We start from the raw sequence: 17,481 nt of genomic DNA, 5'->3' as shown, positions 1-17,481 counted from the left end.
TCTGATTCATTCCTCGGAAGCTTGGCTGGTGCCACTTCTTGTGGCCTCCCGCCAATCGTTGTTGGTCAAGTGCGAGCTGGCTTGGGCGCCCACTTCGGCCATGCCGCCGTCTACCTCCCAGCTGGCCCCCGTGACGTAACTTGCCGCGGGGGAGGCCAAGAAGGTGATGACGGCAGCCACCTCCTCGGCTGTACCGCCATAGCCCAAAGGGATTCCCGGGCGCGGGATCTCATGCGGATGCCGGCTCTCAGTCACAGGCAAGTGCGTGGCAATCTCACCCGGTGCCACGGCGTTGACGTTGATGCCATGGCCGGAAAGTTCCAAGGCGAGCGTCTTGGTCAAGCCGTCCAGACCGTATTTAGAGGCGCAATACGCACCAAAGCCAAACCGTGGCTGATGGCCATGAATGCTTGTGACCACCACCATTCGGCCCCCTTTTTCGCCGGCGACTAGTATCTTCGCGGCTGCCTGCATACACAAGAAAGCGCCGTTGAGGTTGGTGTCCAGAATCCGTTGCCACTCCTGGAGTTCAGTGTCTATGACGGACTTGTTCAAACCAATGCCCACATTGTTCACGAACACGCCCAACGAGCCCAGCGCAGTAGCCAGATCCGTGATCACGGGGGCACAGCTTGCGAAGTTCCTCGTGTCCAACCACGCGGCATGAGAACGCTGACCCAGGGCTTCAATGCTCCTGGCGGTATCGGCGGCTCCGGCCTCGTCGTCATGCCAAGTAAACCCAACATCATGCCCCGCACCGGCCAAGGCAATGGCCGTGGCCTTGCCTATGCCAGAGTCGGCGCCCGTAACAATGGCGGTGCGTGGATAATCGGTACGGGCACCTGCGGCAGTGTGTTGAATCGGCACTATTTTGGCGCCTTGGCCGCCGCCGAACGTTCGGTCTTGCTCCCGGCACTGGCGAGGTCCCCGTCGTCGTCCTCCAAGTGTGCGCGCATGAACCACTGGAACAACTCCAATTGTGCGCACTGCTGGATGAGCATATCCTCGGTGATCGGATCCAGGGCGCCCACCTTCGCCAGAGTCTCGCGGTGGCTCTTGAGGAAGCCGGTGTACACCAGATCCAGTGCGGCAAGGTGGGCTGAGGTGTGCGCCCTCCCAATCGAGTAGTCGTCCCAGGACCGTGCGGACACGAGAGCGCCGGGCAGGCCGTTGGGGGAGACACCCAAGGTGGCAATCCGTTCTGCCGTCTGATCCACCATGGCCCGCACCAGATCAATCTGGGGGTCAAGCATCTCGTGGACGCTGATGAAGTCCCTGCCCACCACATTCCAATGCGCATGCTTGAGCGTTAACTGCAGATCGTTCAGGGCGTGGAGACGGGGCTGAAGCAAGGTGGCCATCTTATGGCCGTCTTGCAACGTAAGGCCCGGAACCGTGTATCCCGCATGGGCTGTTCTCTTGGTGACCATGGCAACTCCCTTGTTCTTTGATGCTCGTGTGGACTCTTTGAGGCCGGAGCAGCATTCATTCCAACCACTCCCACGCTAACCACAACGGAGCCGAAGATCTAGAGCCACGCAATAGCGGGCTCCAATGTGTCAGCCCTGTCTCAGCAGTCTGGGCAGCGCGGTGTTGATCAGCACCTGGGGATCTGGGCGGCGCGGGAAGAACCGTGCACTCACCAGCACCGCCGGAATAGGGTCTAGTTGCCCACGTCACAATTGCACCTTCCTGATCGCAAGACCGTAGTTTTACTATGAATGTTTCATATCTGATCATCTAGTGCCACATTTTTAGTCGTTGGCTTTCAGGAGTTGCCCGCATGCCCTCATTGAATCGAAAGCTGGCCATCATGGCCGCAGCATCTGTCCTGGCCTGCTCGAGCATTCCGGTGGGACTGGCATTTGCTGCGGAGCAGACCCTGCCCGCTCCGGCGGCGCTGGTTCCCAATGTGCAGACCTTTGAACCCGGCGTCACGGCGTGGAGCCCGCTGCCTGGCACACGGATTGTGGTGGACCCGGCCTTCGCCACAGAGCTTGGCCAAGAAGCCACCACGCTGGCTCATGAGTTGGCTTCTGAGGGACACCTGGGTGCACCTGCCCAGACAGTACTGGGCGGGCCCGTCGATGCGGATGACATCCACCTCACCCTGGCGAAAGTCCACAACAACACGGCGGAAGCCTATGAGATCACCGTCAATGACGGTCTCCAGATCCGCGCAAGTGATGCCGCCGGGGCCTTTTACGCGAGCAGGACGCTGCTGCAGGTGCTCCGAACTGAGGATAATTACTCGGGCACCGTCACCGACTGGCCGGCCTATGTTCAGCGCGGTGTCATGGTGGACATGGCCCGCAAGTATTACTCACCGGAGTGGGCTGAGCAGCTCATGCGCAGCATGTCCTACCGCAAGCTGAACACCTTGCAGTTCCACATGAACGACGGCGTGGGGTTCCGGATTGAATCCAAAACTCACCCTGAGATTGTCTCCCCTGAACATTGGAGCCAGGACGATGTGCGGGACCTGCTGGCAACGGCTGCCAGGTACCACATCGAGGTGGTACCGGACATTGACTCGCCAGCCCATTTGGATCACGTTTTGAAGGTGCACCCCGAGTGGCGGCTGACGTTGAGGAACGGCCAGACCCTGAATAGCCACCTTGACTACTCCATCCCTGAAGCCCGGGCTTTTATGAAGGAATTGGTGGGCGAAATGGCTGATCTTTTCCCCGGTAAGTACTTCCATCTAGGGGGCGACGAATTCTTCCCCGCACCCTGGCAGGGCAATGGCCCTGACACCGTGACGGCAAGTTCCGCGCCACAGCTGCTCAGTTTCGCTGCCGAAAAGGTGGGTCCTGGCGCTACTATTCTTGATGGTTATGAGTGGTACATGAATGATCTGATCGCCCTGCTCAAGACTAAGAACAAGACCGCCAAGGTCTGGAATGATGATGTTTATCCCGGTGAAGGAATCCTAGACTTGGATAAGTTAGCTGAGGTTGAGGGCTGGATTCGTTGGAACAACTCCAAACCAAACGCAGGCCAGATCTCCGATGCCGGCTATGACATGGTCAACGCCAATGGCGACTACCTGTACTTCATCCTGACGGGCGACGGCGTGGGCACAGGCCCCAATAAGAACCCCGAAGGTATTTACGAGCGCTGGAATCCGCGGCGTTTCATGGGAGTTGCCGGCAATGGTGGAGACTATGACCTCCCTGCGGACAAGCCGCTGATGGGTGCCCACCTCTCCATCTGGTCGGACAACCCTGCCGCGCTGACAGAACAGCAAGTTGAAACGGCGTTCCTTGCCTGGCAGGATTCCTTCGCGCAGCAAATGTGGGGCTCACCAAAATTGGTGGCCAGCTATGCTGCGTTTGAACCACTTGCTAGGAGCCTGGGGGCTGCCCCTGCAGCAGTGAACGCGGAGGTATCCCTCGTTGACCCGGCGCCGGAGACGGCGGCACCAACAACTGCAGCGCCCACAGCTGGAGCACCGACTACGGCTGCACCGACAACTGCAGCGCCCACAACTGGAGCACCGACAACTGCAGCACCGACAACTGCAGCACCGACAACTGCAGCGCCCATGGTGCCTGCCAACAGTCCAACGGCCAGGACGGGCCTGGCCATGACAGGTAGCTCCAGCAACATGCTCCTCGGCACCGCGGCGCTATTCATGCTCGGTGGGGCCGCTTTCTTCGGGCTGACGCGCAGGAATCGACGCTCAGGGGCACGCGCTCACTAAGATGCTGCCTGCAATACCCGGCTGAGAACCAGGGTTAATCGCACAAGGTAAGAGCCGCCGTCGGACGTTCTTGAGGGAACACGACGGCGGCCCTTGCCTTTGTGCCAGCAAGGCACGCTGGCCTAAACGCCCTGCCTGAGGAACATCCAGCTGAGAGACCTCCTATTCGAAGCGGCTGGGGTCCCCCATGCCGCGGCGGACTACTTCGGCATATCCGCTGGAGAAATCCACCACGGTGGTGGGTTCGGCGCCAACGTCACCCGAATCGATGACAGCGTCTACCACGTGGTCCAGCGCTTCCTTGATTTCCCAGCCCTGCGTCAACGGTTCTTCCTCGTCAGGCAGCAGCAGGGTGCTTGAAAGCATGGGTTCGCCAAGTTCTTCGAGGATGTCGTGGATCAGGCGGCTATCCGGAATGCGGACCCCGACAGTTTTCTTCTTCGGGTGTGCCAGCCGCTTCGGGACTTCCTTAGTGGCCGGCAGGATGAAGGTATAGGGACCGGGAGTCACAGCCTTAATGGTCCGGAAAATATCGTTGTCAACCATGACGAACTGGCCCAGTTGTGCGAAATCTTTACAGACCAGCGTGAAGTGGTGCTTGCTGTCGAGGCGGCGGATGGTGCGGATGCGTTCCAATGCCTCACGGTTGCCCAGCTGTGCACCCAGTGCATAGCAAGAATCAGTGGGGTAGGCAATGAGACCGCCAGATTGCAAGATGGCCACAATCTGGCTGACAGAACGCGCCTGCGGATCGTGGGGGTGGATATCGAAAAATTTAGCCATGCCCCGAGCATACGACCCCGCGGCTCGCACCGCCGCCATTACCCACATTCCAAGAGCGTTTTTCCTGCCCATCGGGGCACCGTCACTACGTTTGCCGCCAGAAGCCCCCAGGCGGGCTCGAATCTCCTCCCGAAGGTGGTGTGAGCCGAGGAGAAGGACCATTGCTGTCTGCAGGACGCATTTCTGTAAGTGAAGGATGGCCCTATTCCAGTTCTGCCCAGACCCCAGCTTTTGGCTATTGCGGTTTAGGGCCTGGCCCAGGATGCGGGCGCCTTGTGCATAGGCCCCGGGATTTGGTCCTGAGTAGTTGAGGCGAACGAAGGGGCCGGCGGGCTCGGCGGGGAACCACTCGTCGCCGGGCGCACTAATGACTCCGGCTCTCTCACAATCGCTGGCAAGCCGTTCGAGGCTGTTTCCGTCTGGCAGGCGTAGCCATAGGTGTAGCCCACTGGACGCGTTGTGCCAACGTGGAACTATTCAACCGTTCACCTACACAGCAACCTTGTGATCTACGAGGATCCAGTCTGGCTTGGCAACCACATCCGCGCACTGACCGCCGTCAATGAAGCCGAATCAGAGCATCCTTGGAACGTTGAGGATGCGCCCAAGAAATTCATCACAGCTCAGCTGCGAGCCATTGTTGGCATCGAGTTGATTATCACTAGGGTCGATGCGAAGAAGAAGCTCAGCCAAAACCGCGCCGAGGCGGACATTCCCGGAGTCATAGCCGGGCTTAAAGGCTGCGGTCACGCCCACATGGCCACCCAAATTGGGCAATCCAGGGCTCGAATAACGAAATAGCCGGACTGCCCCAAATTATGGCCATAAGCCTGTTTCTCGGGAGTGCCAGGTATTTGCGGACAGGGGGCTTTCAGCTAATTCCCATTTTTAAGGTGCACTCTGAAAAGTGCCTATGCCGTCGGTTGCCAACCATGGTCCGGCAGAGGAAACGGCACGAGCCACCGCAGCTAACGAGGGGAAAGCCCATGGCCCAGGACGCACAATCGAAACCAGGCCCCGCTAGGAAACCATCCGGAGTGCCCTCCGGGCAGCTGGGTGCCGGGAGGTCCTTGGCCCAGTTGGGGCGTTTCTTCGCCATCTGCGCTCTAGCAGGAACATTGGTCGCGGTTATGTTCGTACCGGGCGCAGCCATTGCCACAACGGCCATGCGCGGGGCAGAGGATTTCATTACAAATGCTCCAGCAGCACTGGATATGGCGGCCCCGCCCCAAGCAACCACCATTCTTGCTTCCGACGGCTCAACCATCGCCACGTTGTATGCACAAGATCGCCAGATCGTTGATTTGAAGGCCATGTCACCCTTTATCAGAGACGGCATTGTCTCTATCGAGGATGCCCGATTCTACGAACATGGCGGAGTGGACCCCACGGGCATCCTGCGTGCGCTTGTAGCCACTGTCAACGGCGGCCGTCAGGGTGCTTCCACCATCACCCAGCAGTACGTGAATAACATGCTGATTGAACAGCTCGTGGCTGATGGTAAAACCGACGAAGCCAAGTTCGGTCTGGAAAAGACGATGGCCGACAAGGTCAATGAAATGCGTCTGGCAATCAGCTTGGAAAAGACCATGTCAAAAGACCAGATCCTTGCCGGCTACCTGAATATCATTTATTTTGGCAATGGGGCCTACGGCATTGAAGCCGCCGCCAAGCTGTACTTCAATTCCACAGCGGCTAACCTGACTCTTCCCCAAGCTGCTGCACTCGCGGGAGTTGTGAACAACCCCAGCTATTACGATCCCATCACCGAGCCGGAGCATCTGGTTGACCGCCGTAACGATGTGCTGGGAAAGATGCTCGTGCAGGGAAAAATCAGCCAAAAAGACCACGATGCGGCTGTCAAGACTCCATTGACCCTGCACGTAACACGATCTGCCCAAGGCTGTACAGCCGCTACCATGGCACCCTACTTCTGTGACTATGTGCAACAGCTCATCCTCAATGACAAGACGTTTGGTGCCACGGAAGAGGCTCGCACCAAGCTTCTCTATCAAGGCGGTTTGAGCATCAAGACCACGCTGGAACCGGCACTGCAAAAGGTGGCGCAGGAACAAGTTAACAACACCATCTCCGCAGCCGATCCGTTGCAGCGCGGTGCCGCCGTAGTCAGTGTTCAGCCAGGCACCGGCAAGGTGCTCACCATGGCCCAAAACACCGTCTACAACCCGGCCGCCGCTCCGGGTAACTACATGGGCAATTTTGCCTTACCCGTCAATGACGCCAGTGGCCAACCGCTCCACGGTGCCGGTGGCTTCGCCATTGGTTCCACGTTCAAGCCCTTTGTGTTTGCTGAGTGGCTCAACAGCGGCCATTCCATGATGACCTCCATCAACGGTGCCGTGCAGGAATACCCTGTGGGCTATCCGTGGAAGAACTCCTGCGGCACCACCACGGGTTCTTACGATCCTTCCGTGCCTGGTCAGAGCCTGCTCCCTAATGACGGGCCCAACGATTACCATTCGATGACGGCGTACCTTGGGCTGGCCATTTCCATCAACACGGTCACCTTCCAGACCGCCACGGCCCTAGACTTTTGCAACATTCAGAAAATAGCCACGGCCGCAGGGGTTAAGGACGGGCACACCAACAAGCCGTACGACCTCTCCGAGATCTCGGCACTGATTGGCACCCACGATGTGGCCCCCATTGACATGGCGACGGCGTTTGCCACCTTTGCCAACGACGGCGTGCGCTGCAGTCCTGTCGCACTGGTCTCGGTCACAGATGCGGCCGGCACAAAGTATCCGGTTCCGGGCGCCGACTGCAAGCGAGCCATGACCTCGGAGGTGGCAGCCGGTGTCACACACGCATTGAACTATATGCTCACCAACGGTTCCGGCTACGCCATCCCGCTCAACAACAAGGACTCCTCTTTCGCCAAGACGGGCACAACGGATGGCAATATCCAGACGTGGACCGTGGGCGGGAACTCCGGAGTTTCCACAGCGGCCTGGTTTGGCAGCTACCAGGGCAATGACGATAAGTACATCAACCAGAACATCACCATCAACGGCATCTACTACCCCAACATTGACGGCAATCAACTCGCTGGCAGTAACTGGGCCGCCGTCATGAATGCCGCGGCTGCTACGCAAGGCTATGGGCCAAAGCCTCTCACCCCGCCTCCCTTCAGCATGATTGCACCTACTGCGCCCTACGTTGCAGGGGTCAACGACCCCAAGCCAGGGGATGTGCAGTTGCCTGTTCCTGGCACCGAGCAGGCTCCACTACAACCTGCCAATCCTCTGCAAGGGTCCGTCCCGAGCGAACCAACGACGCCGGAGAAACCCACAGTCCCAGCAGCGCCTTCTTCCCCGGCAGCGCCGGCTGAACCCAGCAAACCGGCTGCACAGCCTTGATCCACCCTGCACAGCTGGGAGGGACAAGTCTGTTCCTTCTCGAGATTCTTGACGATGGGGCGCTGCCGCAGAAGAAGGGAGAACTACGCTGAGGTCGGCTACCACGCTGCAATGGCCTGCATCTGCCCATGCCGTTCCTGGCGGCGTTGACCTGTGGGCGCGTCTTTGGCTGATGAGTCCAAAAGTGGATTCGTTGAATGATGGGGCATGGGCGCTCCTCTCCAGAACTAAGGAACTGGAGAACCAGGGGGAGTGAGGCCTGATGTCATAGACTCCTTCCGGCCCAATCACCGCCGGATCAGCGTGTGCGGCGGCGCCACCCCCAGCAGAGCTGGAAACTGTCTACCCTGATCACCATCAGAGTCATGCACCCGTCAGGCTAACCGTTTGAGTAACTTTCCGGACGCGCCGGGGCGGTACACACGGCAACGAGCGAGGGAATTGTGCACAGTCACAACCAAGTGACCGCTGATAGGGCCGAGGATCAGATCCTTGGTGATGGGTAGAAATCCCACAATCAGGATCTCAAACGATCGTCTTAGCAAAGGACTGCTGCTGCCCAAAAAGCGTTCCTGTCCCTGACCCGCGGGAGGTTCTTCAGGTGGCCGCCGTATTGCCGCTACTCCTCGTGGCCCTCTTACTCATGCTCTGGGACGAGCACCAGGGCCAATGCGGGATCAATGAAGGACGCCAGGAAAAGCGGCAGAAACCTCTTGCCCGTGCACCGGTAAGCGACCGTATCGCCCGCAACTGCGGCGAAGGCCACGGGGCGACTCGAGTCACGCCCACTGTGAATGCGCACAGTGTGATCGCCAGCTGCGATCGGTATCTCGATCGACTCATTCATCGCGACCGCCCCGGCTGCGTCGCCGTCGAGTTCGACCTCATATGGCGCGCGCCGAACCTCGACCCCGATTGCCTTGTGCGTCAACCTCAGTGTTGCCATGATCGCTGGTCCTTAGCCACCCAATACTTCTGGTATCCAGTCTACGCGCCCGGCCCTTAGCTGCGATATGCACTCTTTACCCTTCGCTGGTTGCTTGGCGGCTTAAGAAATAACCCTTGAGTTCCAGGGTTCCCCGCCGGAATCTAGAGTGTGTTCCGCCCGGGACTGTCATGGGCGACTCTTCAGCTCCAGCCCGCCGATGAATCCGCAGGTCAGTCTCGGACCGGCTTGCGGGACACTCCGAAATGCCTATCCGGATGGACCCTTGCGGGTGTTTGCGAGGATAGTGCGGTGGGGGATCGCTGCCTGTTGCCCAGCTCTGAGCAACCAGTCACCCTTGCGTAAGCGCCGCCATTACCCGCGTTTGTGCACTGTCTCGATCCACACCCGCAGCTACCCGCGCCCGATCCAGGCGGTCGCTATGGACACTTAGCACCCCGAACAATAGGTGCTTGGTCCCGACGTGATCGGAGTGAAGCTCCCGCGCGGTGCGCTGCGCGGTCTTGAGTGCCTCCAGAGACTTGCGGGTGAACGGCAACTCTTCTGAGGTGTCCTCCGGACCAGGGGAGGCGAAACTCACTATCGCATCGCGCATCTCGTCCGGCCAGACGCCCAGCGCCGTCTGCACCGTGTTTGGATAAGCGTGCAAAAGCCCCAATAGTAGATGCTCAGGACCGATGTACGAGTCATGCATCATCCATCTTGACTCTTCCTGAGCCATGAACACCGCCCGCCGGGCACCGTCGGTGTAGTTCTGAGACATCTTCGAACCGGTCATGCCCCAAAGCGTAGTCTTCGCGGCGCACCGGCACCATGGGCGCACCTCCCCGGAGGAGGATGACCTGTGACCCGGCCGCTAATCGAGCTGCGGCCGTGTCAGGCGTTCCCGCTGAGGGTTCCGCCTCCGGGCAGCGTCGCGGACACTCAGTAGAGGTGTCGTTTGGGAAATGTGAAATTGTACAGAAGTATCTTTCGTCAGCAGCATTGCTCGGGTAGGCAAGAGCAGGAGCACTGTTAGTCAATGTAAACATCGTTTACAATGTTTATATGAGCACTGTATCGCCTCTTGGCCGGCCCATCTCGGTACGGCTTCCTGAAGATCTGCGTGAGCGTCTTGAAGCGCTCGCCAAAGCAACTCGGCGCAGCCTAGGCGACGTTGTACGCGAGGTATTGGAGCGAGACCTTTCGGAATTGGAATGGGAACAGCGCATCATTGCTCGTTCTGCGGATCTTCGATCGGGCCGTGTCCAATCTGTGCCTCTTGCCGTGATAGAGGGCGAGCTTGGGCTAAAAGATGCCTTGGTTGATGCCAGCATTTTGGATGAGATCCAGTGAGCTGGGAGGTCGAGCTAGCGCCCGACGCAGCGAAGTGGTTTCGGAAAGCTGACCTCCAGAATGCCCGGCGTATTCGTGCCGCGCTCCGAGCGATCACCACGCTCGAAAACCCCCGGGACCGAGGCAAGGCCCTCACTGGAGGGATGTCCGGCCTGTGGAGGTATCGCGTCGGCGATTCTCGAATTGTCTGCGATCTGCAAGATGCACGCCTGGTCATTTTGGTGATTGATGTTGATCATCGCAGCAGTATCTATGGATGAACACGGGATTCCCGATTTACGGGGCGCTCAGTAGCCAAAGTTGGGCTGAATTGGCGGGGATCGAAGCTGCTGCAGATGCCCGGCACTATCTTGTCCCGCTCAAGGTTCCCCTCCTGACAGGCGAGGGCTGTGCTGAGGGGTATTGAGAATGACAGCAATATTAGACTCAGTTCATGCCAATTGATAAAAATGCCAGCGGGACGCAGCTTCGTGAATTTCTGAACGATGCCCGCGAAGCGATCTTGTGGAAATGTGAGGGCTTGAGTGATGCCCAAGCACGTACTGCCTTGACTCCAACCGGCACCCATGTCATGGGCCTGCTGCTCCATCTGGCCGTCACCGAATCCGAATATTTCATTGCATGTCTTGGACGGGAAATTGAGGACCCCGTTATCCGGGGCGTCATCGAAGCCGAGGACGCTCAGGCAGACTTCCTCCCTCCGCCTAATATGACGCTTGTCGATGTGGTTAAGATCTATCGGGAGACAACCACCGCAGCCGATGCAGTACTCGACGAATTGGAACTGGATTCCCCGGCCGTTGTGCCGTGGTGGATGAAGCATCGGCACACTACGGTGGAACGCCTCCTGGTGCACATGATCGCCGAGTCTCACCGTCATGCCGGACATTTGGATATCGTGCGCGAGCAGTTAGACGGCTTCATCGGATTGCGCCCATCCGCGCCGAACATTCCAGACCTCACGCCCGATCAGTGGAAAGAGCAGCGTCTGCGGATGAAAGAGCTAGCCGACAGAGCATAGCCAAAGCATCAGCCATCCCGGTGAAGGGTCCCGTTACGAGCGTGGCATGTTCACATCAAGGATGATCCGACCCGGACATAACCCACTTAGCGTGAATTTCCGTACCACTCATCCTCAGACCCCGATTATTCACCGGTGGGGCAGGGAACTCGGCCGGTCATGGGATCGCAGCGCTGGCTGGGAAAAATCCACAGGTATTGTCTGGGTACGGTGGAATTCTCGCTGGTGACCTGAGTACAGTGACAGTTCCAGCTGGAACCAAGATTCGTTTTTATGGACCTCATAATGAGTCAATTTTTGATTCTCTTGGAAATAAAATCGAATTATCTCCTCGCTGGCCGTTTACACAACGCGCCGCAGAAGTTGCCCGGCCCGGCGATATCGTCCCTGACTACCTGCTGTATCCGCCAGCAGGGCTGAAAATCGTGGGTAGCCCGGTAACAGTTGAGACTCCAACACGCCTATCCGAGCTCGTTAAAAATGGTAGAAGTTCCGGCTGGGCTCCTTGTCGAAATGTTGCAAGCCCAAGCCCATAGCAACTGATGAATGGAGTAGTTTTGCCCTATATCGCTGATGGAACAACGGTAGGTGAGCCGCAAGTTAAAGGGAGGTTGGGGCGTGTGAAGCGTCCTAGTAAACATCAAGAACTTGTTGGACTCTCCGGTATTCCAGCCACCTTTGGTCAATGGATCGCCTTTGGCTGGCTTGAACCAGGATCTGAATACACGGCCGGGCTCTTTCCAGAAACCTTTGTCCAGGCTCTTGAAGTGGCTGCAATGGATCCTGTCTTCGTCACGAGGGGCTTTCATATGTGCCAGTATTGTTCAGCTTCTTCAGGCAGTTTTGGTCCCATATCCTACCGGACGTTCCACGGCGGCCAGCTTCAGCTGGGTTCAGCTTGCTTGAAAGTTACCGATCGTCAGCAACGAGTGTGGCTGGCCCCCACTCTTGTTTTGCATTACATCAGCGAACATAACTACCGTCCACCAACTGATCTCTTGGAATCTTTTCCCGTGTAAATGCGAGCGTTGCATGAAACGCTCCAAGGAAACGAGCGAAGAGCCGGGTCAGCCTCAGCGATCCTCGCCGCGCTGGTTGCGCTCGTTCTGGCGGTGACTATCGGATTACGCAAAATTAGGGAATTGGCTATCCATGTAACTGCCGTGATTATGCGGCCTGTGGGGTTCGCCAGGATCTTTCGAGCGGTGTTCCGGCGAGTGTGCACGGTAGTGGATGGGGCGCCGGTGGCAGGATGCGGACATCCTTCGGCTTTCGGTGGATGACGGCCACGCTTGTGTAGGGGGCGGCTAAGCCGGCAACTGCTGATTCGAGTAGTCGGAAGAACAGCTAGCCCCTCGTGTGGAAGTTGCGTCGGTTGAAACGGAACACGAACTCGTCCAAGTACGCCTGGAGATGCTCGGGCTGCACGCTGCCTTGATAGGTGCCCTCAAGGACCGGCTTACGGACACACGAGGTCAGTGTCACTGGTTTGATAACGTTCTCGGATGGAATGTGTGGAGCTCGAGACGGCGCGTCAAATACTTCGATGCCCGACAGAGGCGGACATCAATCGCATCTTCACTATCTGCCAAGACGCAGACATCGCCTCCCTCACCACCGTTCCACACCCCTATCGTCTCGAGAGTGCCACCCAGTTCGTCAGCAGTGTCATTCCCGCCGGCTGGTCCACCGGTAGTTCTCTGGTTTGGGGCATTTACTTGAAGGACCCCCGCAGCTACTCGGCGTGGTTTCGCTTTCCAACGTCCAGGACGGCGCCGCAGAACTCGGGTACTGGATCGACCCGCTCGTTCGGGCGCAGGGAGTCATGACGGAAGCGGCCGCGCGCGTTGTCGCGGTCGGCTTCGCTGCTTCCCCCCGACGGTCTCGGCCTCAGCCGTATAGTGTGGGAATCCATCTCGATCAATGGATCTTCCGCGCGTGTTGCGCAGAAAGTCGGTTTTAGTTGGGAGGGGCACAGGCGGGGCGCCGTTGTTCGTCTGGGCACCATCTACGACCTAGCATTAGCGGGTGTGTTAAGCACCGATGATCGATCGAAGCCCACTCCATGGCCCGGCGCGATCGAGTAGAACATCCCGCGCCACGGGCAAGCAGAAGAAGCGCTAGTAGACGATCCACGATCGACGGAATCGATTCCAAATCATTGCTCACCTGAAAGCGTCCCGTAAACCGTTCCTCCGGCGGACAACGCCACCGATCTTGCTGCCGCTGTTGATGGTTCGAAGCTGTCCAACGAAGGTTTCTCGGGAATCAAAACCGCTTCTTTGATTCGAACGCAACGATCTAAGCTCTCCTGACCCTGCAGTTAGGGACGATTGATCATTGGGCAAGCTCAGCGAAACACTCGATTCTGCTAATCTCTCGAAAGTACAGCTGGGTGCGTTGGAGGCGCAGTTAGTAGAGCGACTCTCACACACCCGTGTGGCAGTCCGGACTTTTGCCGCTATGGTACTTGTTCGGGTTGTCCTCAACGGTGACTGGGAACCTGATTGGTTTACTCGATTCGCCGCCTGGTATTCAACGCAAGACGAAGTGACCGAAAATAGCCCGGTACGAGGATGCAAAACCCCGCACCTGGCATCTGGCGCGACCAAGAGGACAATAGGGTCGGGTTTGCCATTGCGATCACTCATTTTAATCCGCGTTGAACCGTTGAAATTCATTACTCCGCCGCCGCAGAGCGACACCTTCGGGACCTTCTTCATATCGGGTCCGCGAGGATGTGGAGTCTGGAACCATAGGGCCACGCACCCGCAAGCGAAGGCCGACGAAACGCGAACGGGAATCAACAACTTGAGACAAAAGCACGACTCAACTAAAAAACACCTAGGTGTCCCGCAGGTGGACGAACCGCGTGCCGCGGACAGGACATCGTTGGCGCAGGTTTGCTGATCAGCCGTACTCAGTGCCAGCATCCGCCGTGAACGGCCGATCAAGCGCCTGATGAGAGTTCCGGTGGTGCTCGTTGAGACCGCAACAAGCTGAGCTGCCAGCTCCAGCAGGGCAGTACGCGCTCGGTCTGCACTACCTGAGATGAGCACCAGAGATTCACTGTCACTCCGGGTGACCTCCACAGGATGATCTACTGCAGCCGCGACGACTCCCGGGAAAGAGCGGCTCAATTTTCACTTAGCGTAGGATTTATCCGATTTCTGCGGCGAGCCCAAAAACAGGCCAACTACGTCATTATGGCTTTCTACGGGAGAATAGGAATATCGGGAATCGCCCGCAACCGTAAGGAGCAGTTCGTGTCTGAAGCTACGCCAGAGGTCCGTATTGTTGTTGGTGTTGACGGTTCGCCAGCCTCCGTCCGCGCACTCAAAGAAGGTGCTCGGTTGGCAGCAGAGCTAGGTGGCGCAGTGGACGCTGTAGCGGTCTGGGAAATGCCCACCAAACACGCCAGCTACGCGGCATTGGGCATTGGGAATTTTGAGGAAGGTGCGCAAAAGGTTCTGCGCGACGCGCTCTTCCAGGCCTTTGGTGAGAACGTACCCGACTCTGTCTCAGCCCGACTCATCAAGGGACCGGCGGCCAGTGGGCTCGCCGCCGTTGCAGAAGGTGCGCGCATGCTCGTTGTGGGAAGGCGTGGCCATGGCGGCATCATGGGCTTGCTGCTAGGTTCCGTCAGCGCTGCAGTGGTCAACCAATCGCCCGTTCCCGTACTTGTGGTTCAGTAATGCTCCAGGTTCAGTAGGAACTGTGCTGCGCCGCAGCTTCGGCCCTCTCCAAGGCAGCCGCAAGCTGGGCCACGGCTTGCTGGTATGGCCCTATCTGCTGCTCCGTCAGAGGCTCACTACTCGGTGCGGGAGAGAGCCGTCCCGCAACAGCCACTGCTCTGATGAGGGCGGCTGTTTCGGGAACGCCAACATCGCTCATATCCGGAAAATCAATGGCAGCCGCCGGGTCCCATTCGTAACGGCTCCATTGGACGAGCAGTGACTCATGCCAGGCCGAGGTCTCATTAAGAGCTGAAATAAGTGCGAAGTCTCGCTTGTTGGCGGCCGTGTGACGTGCGTGCCGACGGGCATAAAAATGTGTTCCAACGGCCGTGGCAGCCGCCACCAGAACCAAGGCACCAGATAGTGCAGGCGTCTTCATCGCCGGGATCAAGATCATGGGCATCACCATGCACAGGCCCGTGAACGTGTACCAAAACGTTGCGTCGGGATCATCTTTGCGGCGGATTGCTGAGCCTGCCATCCATACGGTGGCTGCAGTGGTTGCCACTACTAGAACTGCAAGAACAAGGAACACCATTTTGTCTCGACCTCCCGGCACCTTGGCCGGACTGCCCCGTCCGGACGCACGCACAGGGCCAAATTAAATAAGCCCTTACCTCAATTGGAAGCCGATTTTTACTCACGGTCAAGGCCCGGCCCCGGTCTAGGACTCATCGGGGGAGAGTTTTTGCTCAGGGCAGGCGCGGGCCAACTGTGAGTAGCGCCGAAATAGCGAACATCATGATCAGTGAGTAGCGGAACATGAGTCGTGCCCAGCGATCGTTATCCGTGGTGCGAAGCCCGCGAACGGCCAGGACGAGCCACCCGGCTCCGAGGACTGCCATCAGGGCTGTGTAAAACCAGCCGGTATAGCCAAAGAGCTGGGGGAGAAGTGAAACAGCCACGAAAACGGCTGTGTACACCAGGATCTGAACCTTGGTGTTGGCAATACCTCGAACAACTGAAATGACAGGCACCTTGGCTCGGGCATATTCCTGCTGCCGGTAAATGGAGATCGAATAGAACGCTGGCAGCTGCCAGAAAAATAGTATGAGGAAGACTAATGCTGCGCCGGCGTCGAGCTCGTTGCTGGCTCCAACATAGCCGCCCAGAATGGGTGCGGCCCCGGATACGCTGCCCACCAAGGTGCCGTGGATGGACAGGCGTTTGGAAAGCATGCCGTAGAGCACCACATAAGCTAAAAAGCCGGCCAATCCCACGAACACAACTAATGTGTTGGTCCACGCCACTAGTACGGCCATGCCGCCTAGACCGAGAAGGGCGGAGTAAATGAGAGCATTGCGTGCCCCCACACCTCCCGTGACAGTGGCCCGCTTTTTAGTCCTGGCCATCAACGTATCAATATCGCGGTCAAGAACATTGTTCAGAACGCAGGCGGAGCCAATGACCAAGGTGGTGCCGATGCAGACTGCCAAGAACAGGAACCAGTCCAGCGCGCCAGGACTGGCAAAGAGGAACCCGGCGGCCGCCGTGAGTACATTTCCATACAGCACCCGCGGTTTGGTCAGCGAATAATAACGCAGTACCGAAGCACGCCATGATGATCCTGTGGCACGGGCAGCCAATGCGCTGTCTTTACCATCCAGGTGCGTCGTACCGTCAAAAATGGTGCTTACGTCTAGATGGTCCGGCTGACCCGGATCGGAAAAACTGCGCACGGCCATGGGTCAACTCCAAGAGTGAACGGTGATTCTCACCAGCGTATCGCGGCTCGTCACAAACCATCAGCTATGGAGACCTAGGTAACGATTATCTGCTCTGGAACGCAGGCTGTAACAGTTGGGAGTTCTTTCTGCCCGGACTGCTGCGAGGAGCGCCACAAAGATCTACCGTGAAATAACTCATATATGAGCTAAATATTGTCACTTCCGGAAAGGGTGTTTCCCATGAAATACATCAAAGCCTGGCTAGCAGTTGTGGGGTTGCTGGCCGCATTTATCCTTATAGCACCCGCGCCCGCACAAGCGGCGCCCTACTGTGGCATTACGTGGGGCTCTCTCGCCAAGACGGCAGGGAGCGCTTCTAACGCCACAGCAGCCAACGTTCGCGCAGGTCAGCACGCGTGCTTTGACCGCTTGGTGGTGGATCTCCAGGGCCAAGCCAATGGCTACACCGTTGAATATGTGACTGAAGTGGTGCGGCCAGGCAGCGGCGTGGCAGTTCCCGTGCGGGGCGCGGCCGATCTAAAAATAACCGTCAAAGCTCCCGCTTACACCAGTAGTGGCGCGGCTAGTTACACTCCCGCCAACCGTAACGAGCTGGTCAATACAGCCGGGTATGCCACCTTCCGTCAGGTAGCCCTAGCAGGCAGCTTTGAAGGTACCACCACCTTGGCCTTAGGAGTCCGGGCCAGGCTCCCCTTCACGGCGTTTGTTCTGAACGGACCAGGCAATACCTCCCGCATCATTATTGACGTGGCGCACCGCTGGTAGGCACCTGCCGCCGCTGTTGGAAGTCTCGAGTGCCGCTGTTGTACTTCTTCAAGTACGACGGCGGCACTCACCTTTTTCCTGACCGCCGGCTCGGTCTTCGGGGCGGCTTTGCCTATCGAG

General features: G+C 58.1%; 19 protein-coding genes and 2 pseudogenes. 12 read left to right on the top strand and 9 right to left on the bottom strand.

Annotated features, from left to right (window positions below; genetic code table 11):
• Positions 1-6 precede the first annotated feature (6 nt).
• Both CVS29_RS13355 and CVS29_RS13350 read right to left on the bottom strand, forming a co-directional pair.
• Positions 7-867, bottom strand: coding sequence for an SDR family oxidoreductase (locus CVS29_RS13355; protein ID WP_308467726.1), 861 nt, complete (start codon positions 865-867; stop codon positions 7-9).
• Positions 867-1,430, bottom strand: coding sequence for a Dps family protein (locus CVS29_RS13350; protein WP_110106818.1), 564 nt, complete (start codon positions 1,428-1,430; stop codon positions 867-869). Before CVS29_RS13350 ends, CVS29_RS13355 begins: the two co-directional genes overlap by 1 nt.
• Before the next feature lie 353 nt (positions 1,431-1,783).
• Between CVS29_RS13350 and CVS29_RS13345 the strand changes: the two genes are divergently transcribed.
• The gene (locus CVS29_RS13345; protein ID WP_110106817.1) at positions 1,784-3,706 is read left to right on the top strand and encodes a family 20 glycosylhydrolase; all 1,923 of its coding nucleotides are present in this window, start codon (positions 1,784-1,786) and stop codon (positions 3,704-3,706) included.
• A gap of 162 nt (positions 3,707-3,868) precedes the next feature.
• On the opposite strand, the gene CVS29_RS13340 is transcribed toward CVS29_RS13345, so the two are convergent.
• Both CVS29_RS13340 and CVS29_RS18945 read right to left on the bottom strand, forming a co-directional pair.
• Complete coding sequence (locus CVS29_RS13340; RefSeq protein ID WP_110106883.1) at positions 3,869-4,489, bottom strand: L-threonylcarbamoyladenylate synthase; 621 nt, start codon at positions 4,487-4,489, stop codon at positions 3,869-3,871.
• 240 nt (positions 4,490-4,729) lie between these two features.
• Positions 4,730-4,936, bottom strand: a pseudogene (locus CVS29_RS18945) (PLP-dependent aminotransferase family protein); the annotation flags it as partial.
• A gap of 12 nt (positions 4,937-4,948) precedes the next feature.
• Between CVS29_RS18945 and CVS29_RS13335 the strand changes: the two are divergent.
• Positions 4,949-5,290, top strand: a complete 342-nt coding sequence (locus CVS29_RS13335) for an FMN-binding negative transcriptional regulator (RefSeq protein ID WP_110106816.1) — start codon at positions 4,949-4,951, stop codon at positions 5,288-5,290.
• A 185-nt stretch (positions 5,291-5,475) separates the two neighbouring features.
• Positions 5,476-7,869 carry a transglycosylase domain-containing protein gene (locus tag CVS29_RS13330; RefSeq protein ID WP_110106815.1) on the top strand — a complete coding sequence of 798 codons (2,394 nt, stop codon included), beginning with the start codon at positions 5,476-5,478 and terminating at the stop codon, positions 7,867-7,869.
• 637 nt (positions 7,870-8,506) lie between these two features.
• Here CVS29_RS13330 and CVS29_RS13325 read toward each other — a convergent pair.
• Both CVS29_RS13325 and CVS29_RS13320 read right to left on the bottom strand, forming a co-directional pair.
• Entirely contained in the window at positions 8,507-8,815 is a 309-nt protein-coding gene (locus tag CVS29_RS13325) for a hypothetical protein (RefSeq protein WP_110106814.1), read from the bottom strand.
• 331 nt (positions 8,816-9,146) lie between these two features.
• The gene (locus CVS29_RS13320; protein ID WP_110106813.1) at positions 9,147-9,593 is read right to left on the bottom strand and encodes a Clp protease N-terminal domain-containing protein; all 447 of its coding nucleotides are present in this window, start codon (positions 9,591-9,593) and stop codon (positions 9,147-9,149) included.
• 269 nt (positions 9,594-9,862) lie between these two features.
• Between CVS29_RS13320 and relB the strand changes: the two genes are divergently transcribed.
• The 6 genes from relB to CVS29_RS13300 all read left to right on the top strand — a co-directional run bounded on the left by relB (position 9,863) and on the right by CVS29_RS13300 (position 12,190).
• Positions 9,863-10,150, top strand: coding sequence for a type II toxin-antitoxin system RelB family antitoxin (gene relB, locus CVS29_RS13315; protein ID WP_110106812.1), 288 nt, complete (start codon positions 9,863-9,865; stop codon positions 10,148-10,150).
• Positions 10,147-10,410 (top strand): type II toxin-antitoxin system RelE family toxin, encoded by a 264-nt coding sequence (locus CVS29_RS13310; RefSeq protein WP_110106811.1) that lies wholly within the window; start codon positions 10,147-10,149, stop codon positions 10,408-10,410. Before relB ends, CVS29_RS13310 begins: the two co-directional genes overlap by 4 nt.
• Positions 10,407-10,556, top strand: coding sequence for a hypothetical protein (locus CVS29_RS18490; protein WP_170120980.1), 150 nt, complete (start codon positions 10,407-10,409; stop codon positions 10,554-10,556). The genes CVS29_RS13310 and CVS29_RS18490 overlap by 4 nt, the downstream gene beginning before the upstream one ends.
• Before the next feature lie 27 nt (positions 10,557-10,583).
• Positions 10,584-11,171 carry a DinB family protein gene (locus CVS29_RS13305; protein WP_110106810.1) on the top strand — a complete coding sequence of 196 codons (588 nt, stop codon included), beginning with the start codon at positions 10,584-10,586 and terminating at the stop codon, positions 11,169-11,171.
• Positions 11,172-11,368: 197 nt separating this feature from the next.
• Positions 11,369-11,707 carry a putative adhesin gene (locus tag CVS29_RS19275; RefSeq protein ID WP_373366680.1) on the top strand — a complete coding sequence of 113 codons (339 nt, stop codon included), beginning with the start codon at positions 11,369-11,371 and terminating at the stop codon, positions 11,705-11,707.
• A gap of 21 nt (positions 11,708-11,728) precedes the next feature.
• Positions 11,729-12,190: a DUF7919 family protein gene (locus CVS29_RS13300; protein WP_146213055.1), complete on the top strand. Its 462-nt coding sequence runs from the start codon at positions 11,729-11,731 to the stop codon at positions 12,188-12,190.
• A 268-nt stretch (positions 12,191-12,458) separates the two neighbouring features.
• On the opposite strand, the pseudogene CVS29_RS13295 reads toward CVS29_RS13300, so the two are convergent.
• Positions 12,459-12,650 (bottom strand): annotated as a pseudogene (locus CVS29_RS13295) (IS1595 family transposase); the annotation flags it as partial.
• A 265-nt stretch (positions 12,651-12,915) separates the two neighbouring features.
• Here CVS29_RS13295 and CVS29_RS19270 point away from each other — a divergent pair.
• Both CVS29_RS19270 and CVS29_RS13285 read left to right on the top strand, forming a co-directional pair.
• Complete coding sequence (locus CVS29_RS19270) at positions 12,916-13,134, top strand: GNAT family N-acetyltransferase (RefSeq protein WP_170120979.1); 219 nt, start codon at positions 12,916-12,918, stop codon at positions 13,132-13,134.
• A 1,303-nt stretch (positions 13,135-14,437) separates the two neighbouring features.
• Positions 14,438-14,866, top strand: coding sequence for a universal stress protein (locus tag CVS29_RS13285; RefSeq protein ID WP_245932241.1), 429 nt, complete (start codon positions 14,438-14,440; stop codon positions 14,864-14,866).
• Positions 14,867-14,876: 10 nt separating this feature from the next.
• Here CVS29_RS13285 and CVS29_RS13280 read toward each other — a convergent pair whose 3' ends face one another.
• Positions 14,877-15,416 carry a hypothetical protein gene (locus tag CVS29_RS13280; protein WP_146213054.1) on the bottom strand — a complete coding sequence of 180 codons (540 nt, stop codon included), beginning with the start codon at positions 15,414-15,416 and terminating at the stop codon, positions 14,877-14,879.
• A 184-nt stretch (positions 15,417-15,600) separates the two neighbouring features.
• Positions 15,601-16,593, bottom strand: a complete 993-nt coding sequence (gene cyoE, locus CVS29_RS13275) for a heme o synthase (protein WP_110106805.1) — start codon at positions 16,591-16,593, stop codon at positions 15,601-15,603.
• Between the two features lie 222 nt (positions 16,594-16,815).
• On the opposite strand from cyoE, the gene CVS29_RS13270 reads away from it, so the two are divergent.
• Complete coding sequence (locus CVS29_RS13270) at positions 16,816-17,361, top strand: AMIN-like domain-containing (lipo)protein (RefSeq protein ID WP_110106804.1); 546 nt, start codon at positions 16,816-16,818, stop codon at positions 17,359-17,361.
• Positions 17,362-17,481 lie beyond the last annotated feature (120 nt).

The sequence above is a fragment of the Arthrobacter psychrochitiniphilus genome (assembly GCF_003185915.1).
Taxonomy (GTDB): domain Bacteria; phylum Actinomycetota; class Actinomycetes; order Actinomycetales; family Micrococcaceae; genus Specibacter; species Specibacter psychrochitiniphilus.
This window is presented reverse-complemented; position numbering and strand designations above follow the sequence as displayed.

Coding starts and splice junctions, on each gene's coding strand:
- CVS29_RS13350 (WP_110106818.1), bottom strand. CDS start 1,430: ATGGTCACCAAGAGAACAGCCCATGCGGGATACACGGTTCCGGGCCTT.
- CVS29_RS13345 (WP_110106817.1), top strand. CDS start 1,784: ATGCCCTCATTGAATCGAAAGCTGGCCATCATGGCCGCAGCATCTGTC.
- CVS29_RS13340 (WP_110106883.1), bottom strand. CDS start 4,489: ATGGCTAAATTTTTCGATATCCACCCCCACGATCCGCAGGCGCGTTCT.
- CVS29_RS13330 (WP_110106815.1), top strand. CDS start 5,476: ATGGCCCAGGACGCACAATCGAAACCAGGCCCCGCTAGGAAACCATCC.
- CVS29_RS13325 (WP_110106814.1), bottom strand. CDS start 8,815: ATGGCAACACTGAGGTTGACGCACAAGGCAATCGGGGTCGAGGTTCGG.
- CVS29_RS13320 (WP_110106813.1), bottom strand. CDS start 9,593: ATGACCGGTTCGAAGATGTCTCAGAACTACACCGACGGTGCCCGGCGG.
- relB (WP_110106812.1), top strand. CDS start 9,863: ATGAGCACTGTATCGCCTCTTGGCCGGCCCATCTCGGTACGGCTTCCT.
- CVS29_RS18490 (WP_170120980.1), top strand. CDS start 10,407: ATGAACACGGGATTCCCGATTTACGGGGCGCTCAGTAGCCAAAGTTGG.
- CVS29_RS13305 (WP_110106810.1), top strand. CDS start 10,584: ATGCCAATTGATAAAAATGCCAGCGGGACGCAGCTTCGTGAATTTCTG.
- cyoE (WP_110106805.1), bottom strand. CDS start 16,593: ATGGCCGTGCGCAGTTTTTCCGATCCGGGTCAGCCGGACCATCTAGAC.
- CVS29_RS13270 (WP_110106804.1), top strand. CDS start 16,816: ATGAAATACATCAAAGCCTGGCTAGCAGTTGTGGGGTTGCTGGCCGCA.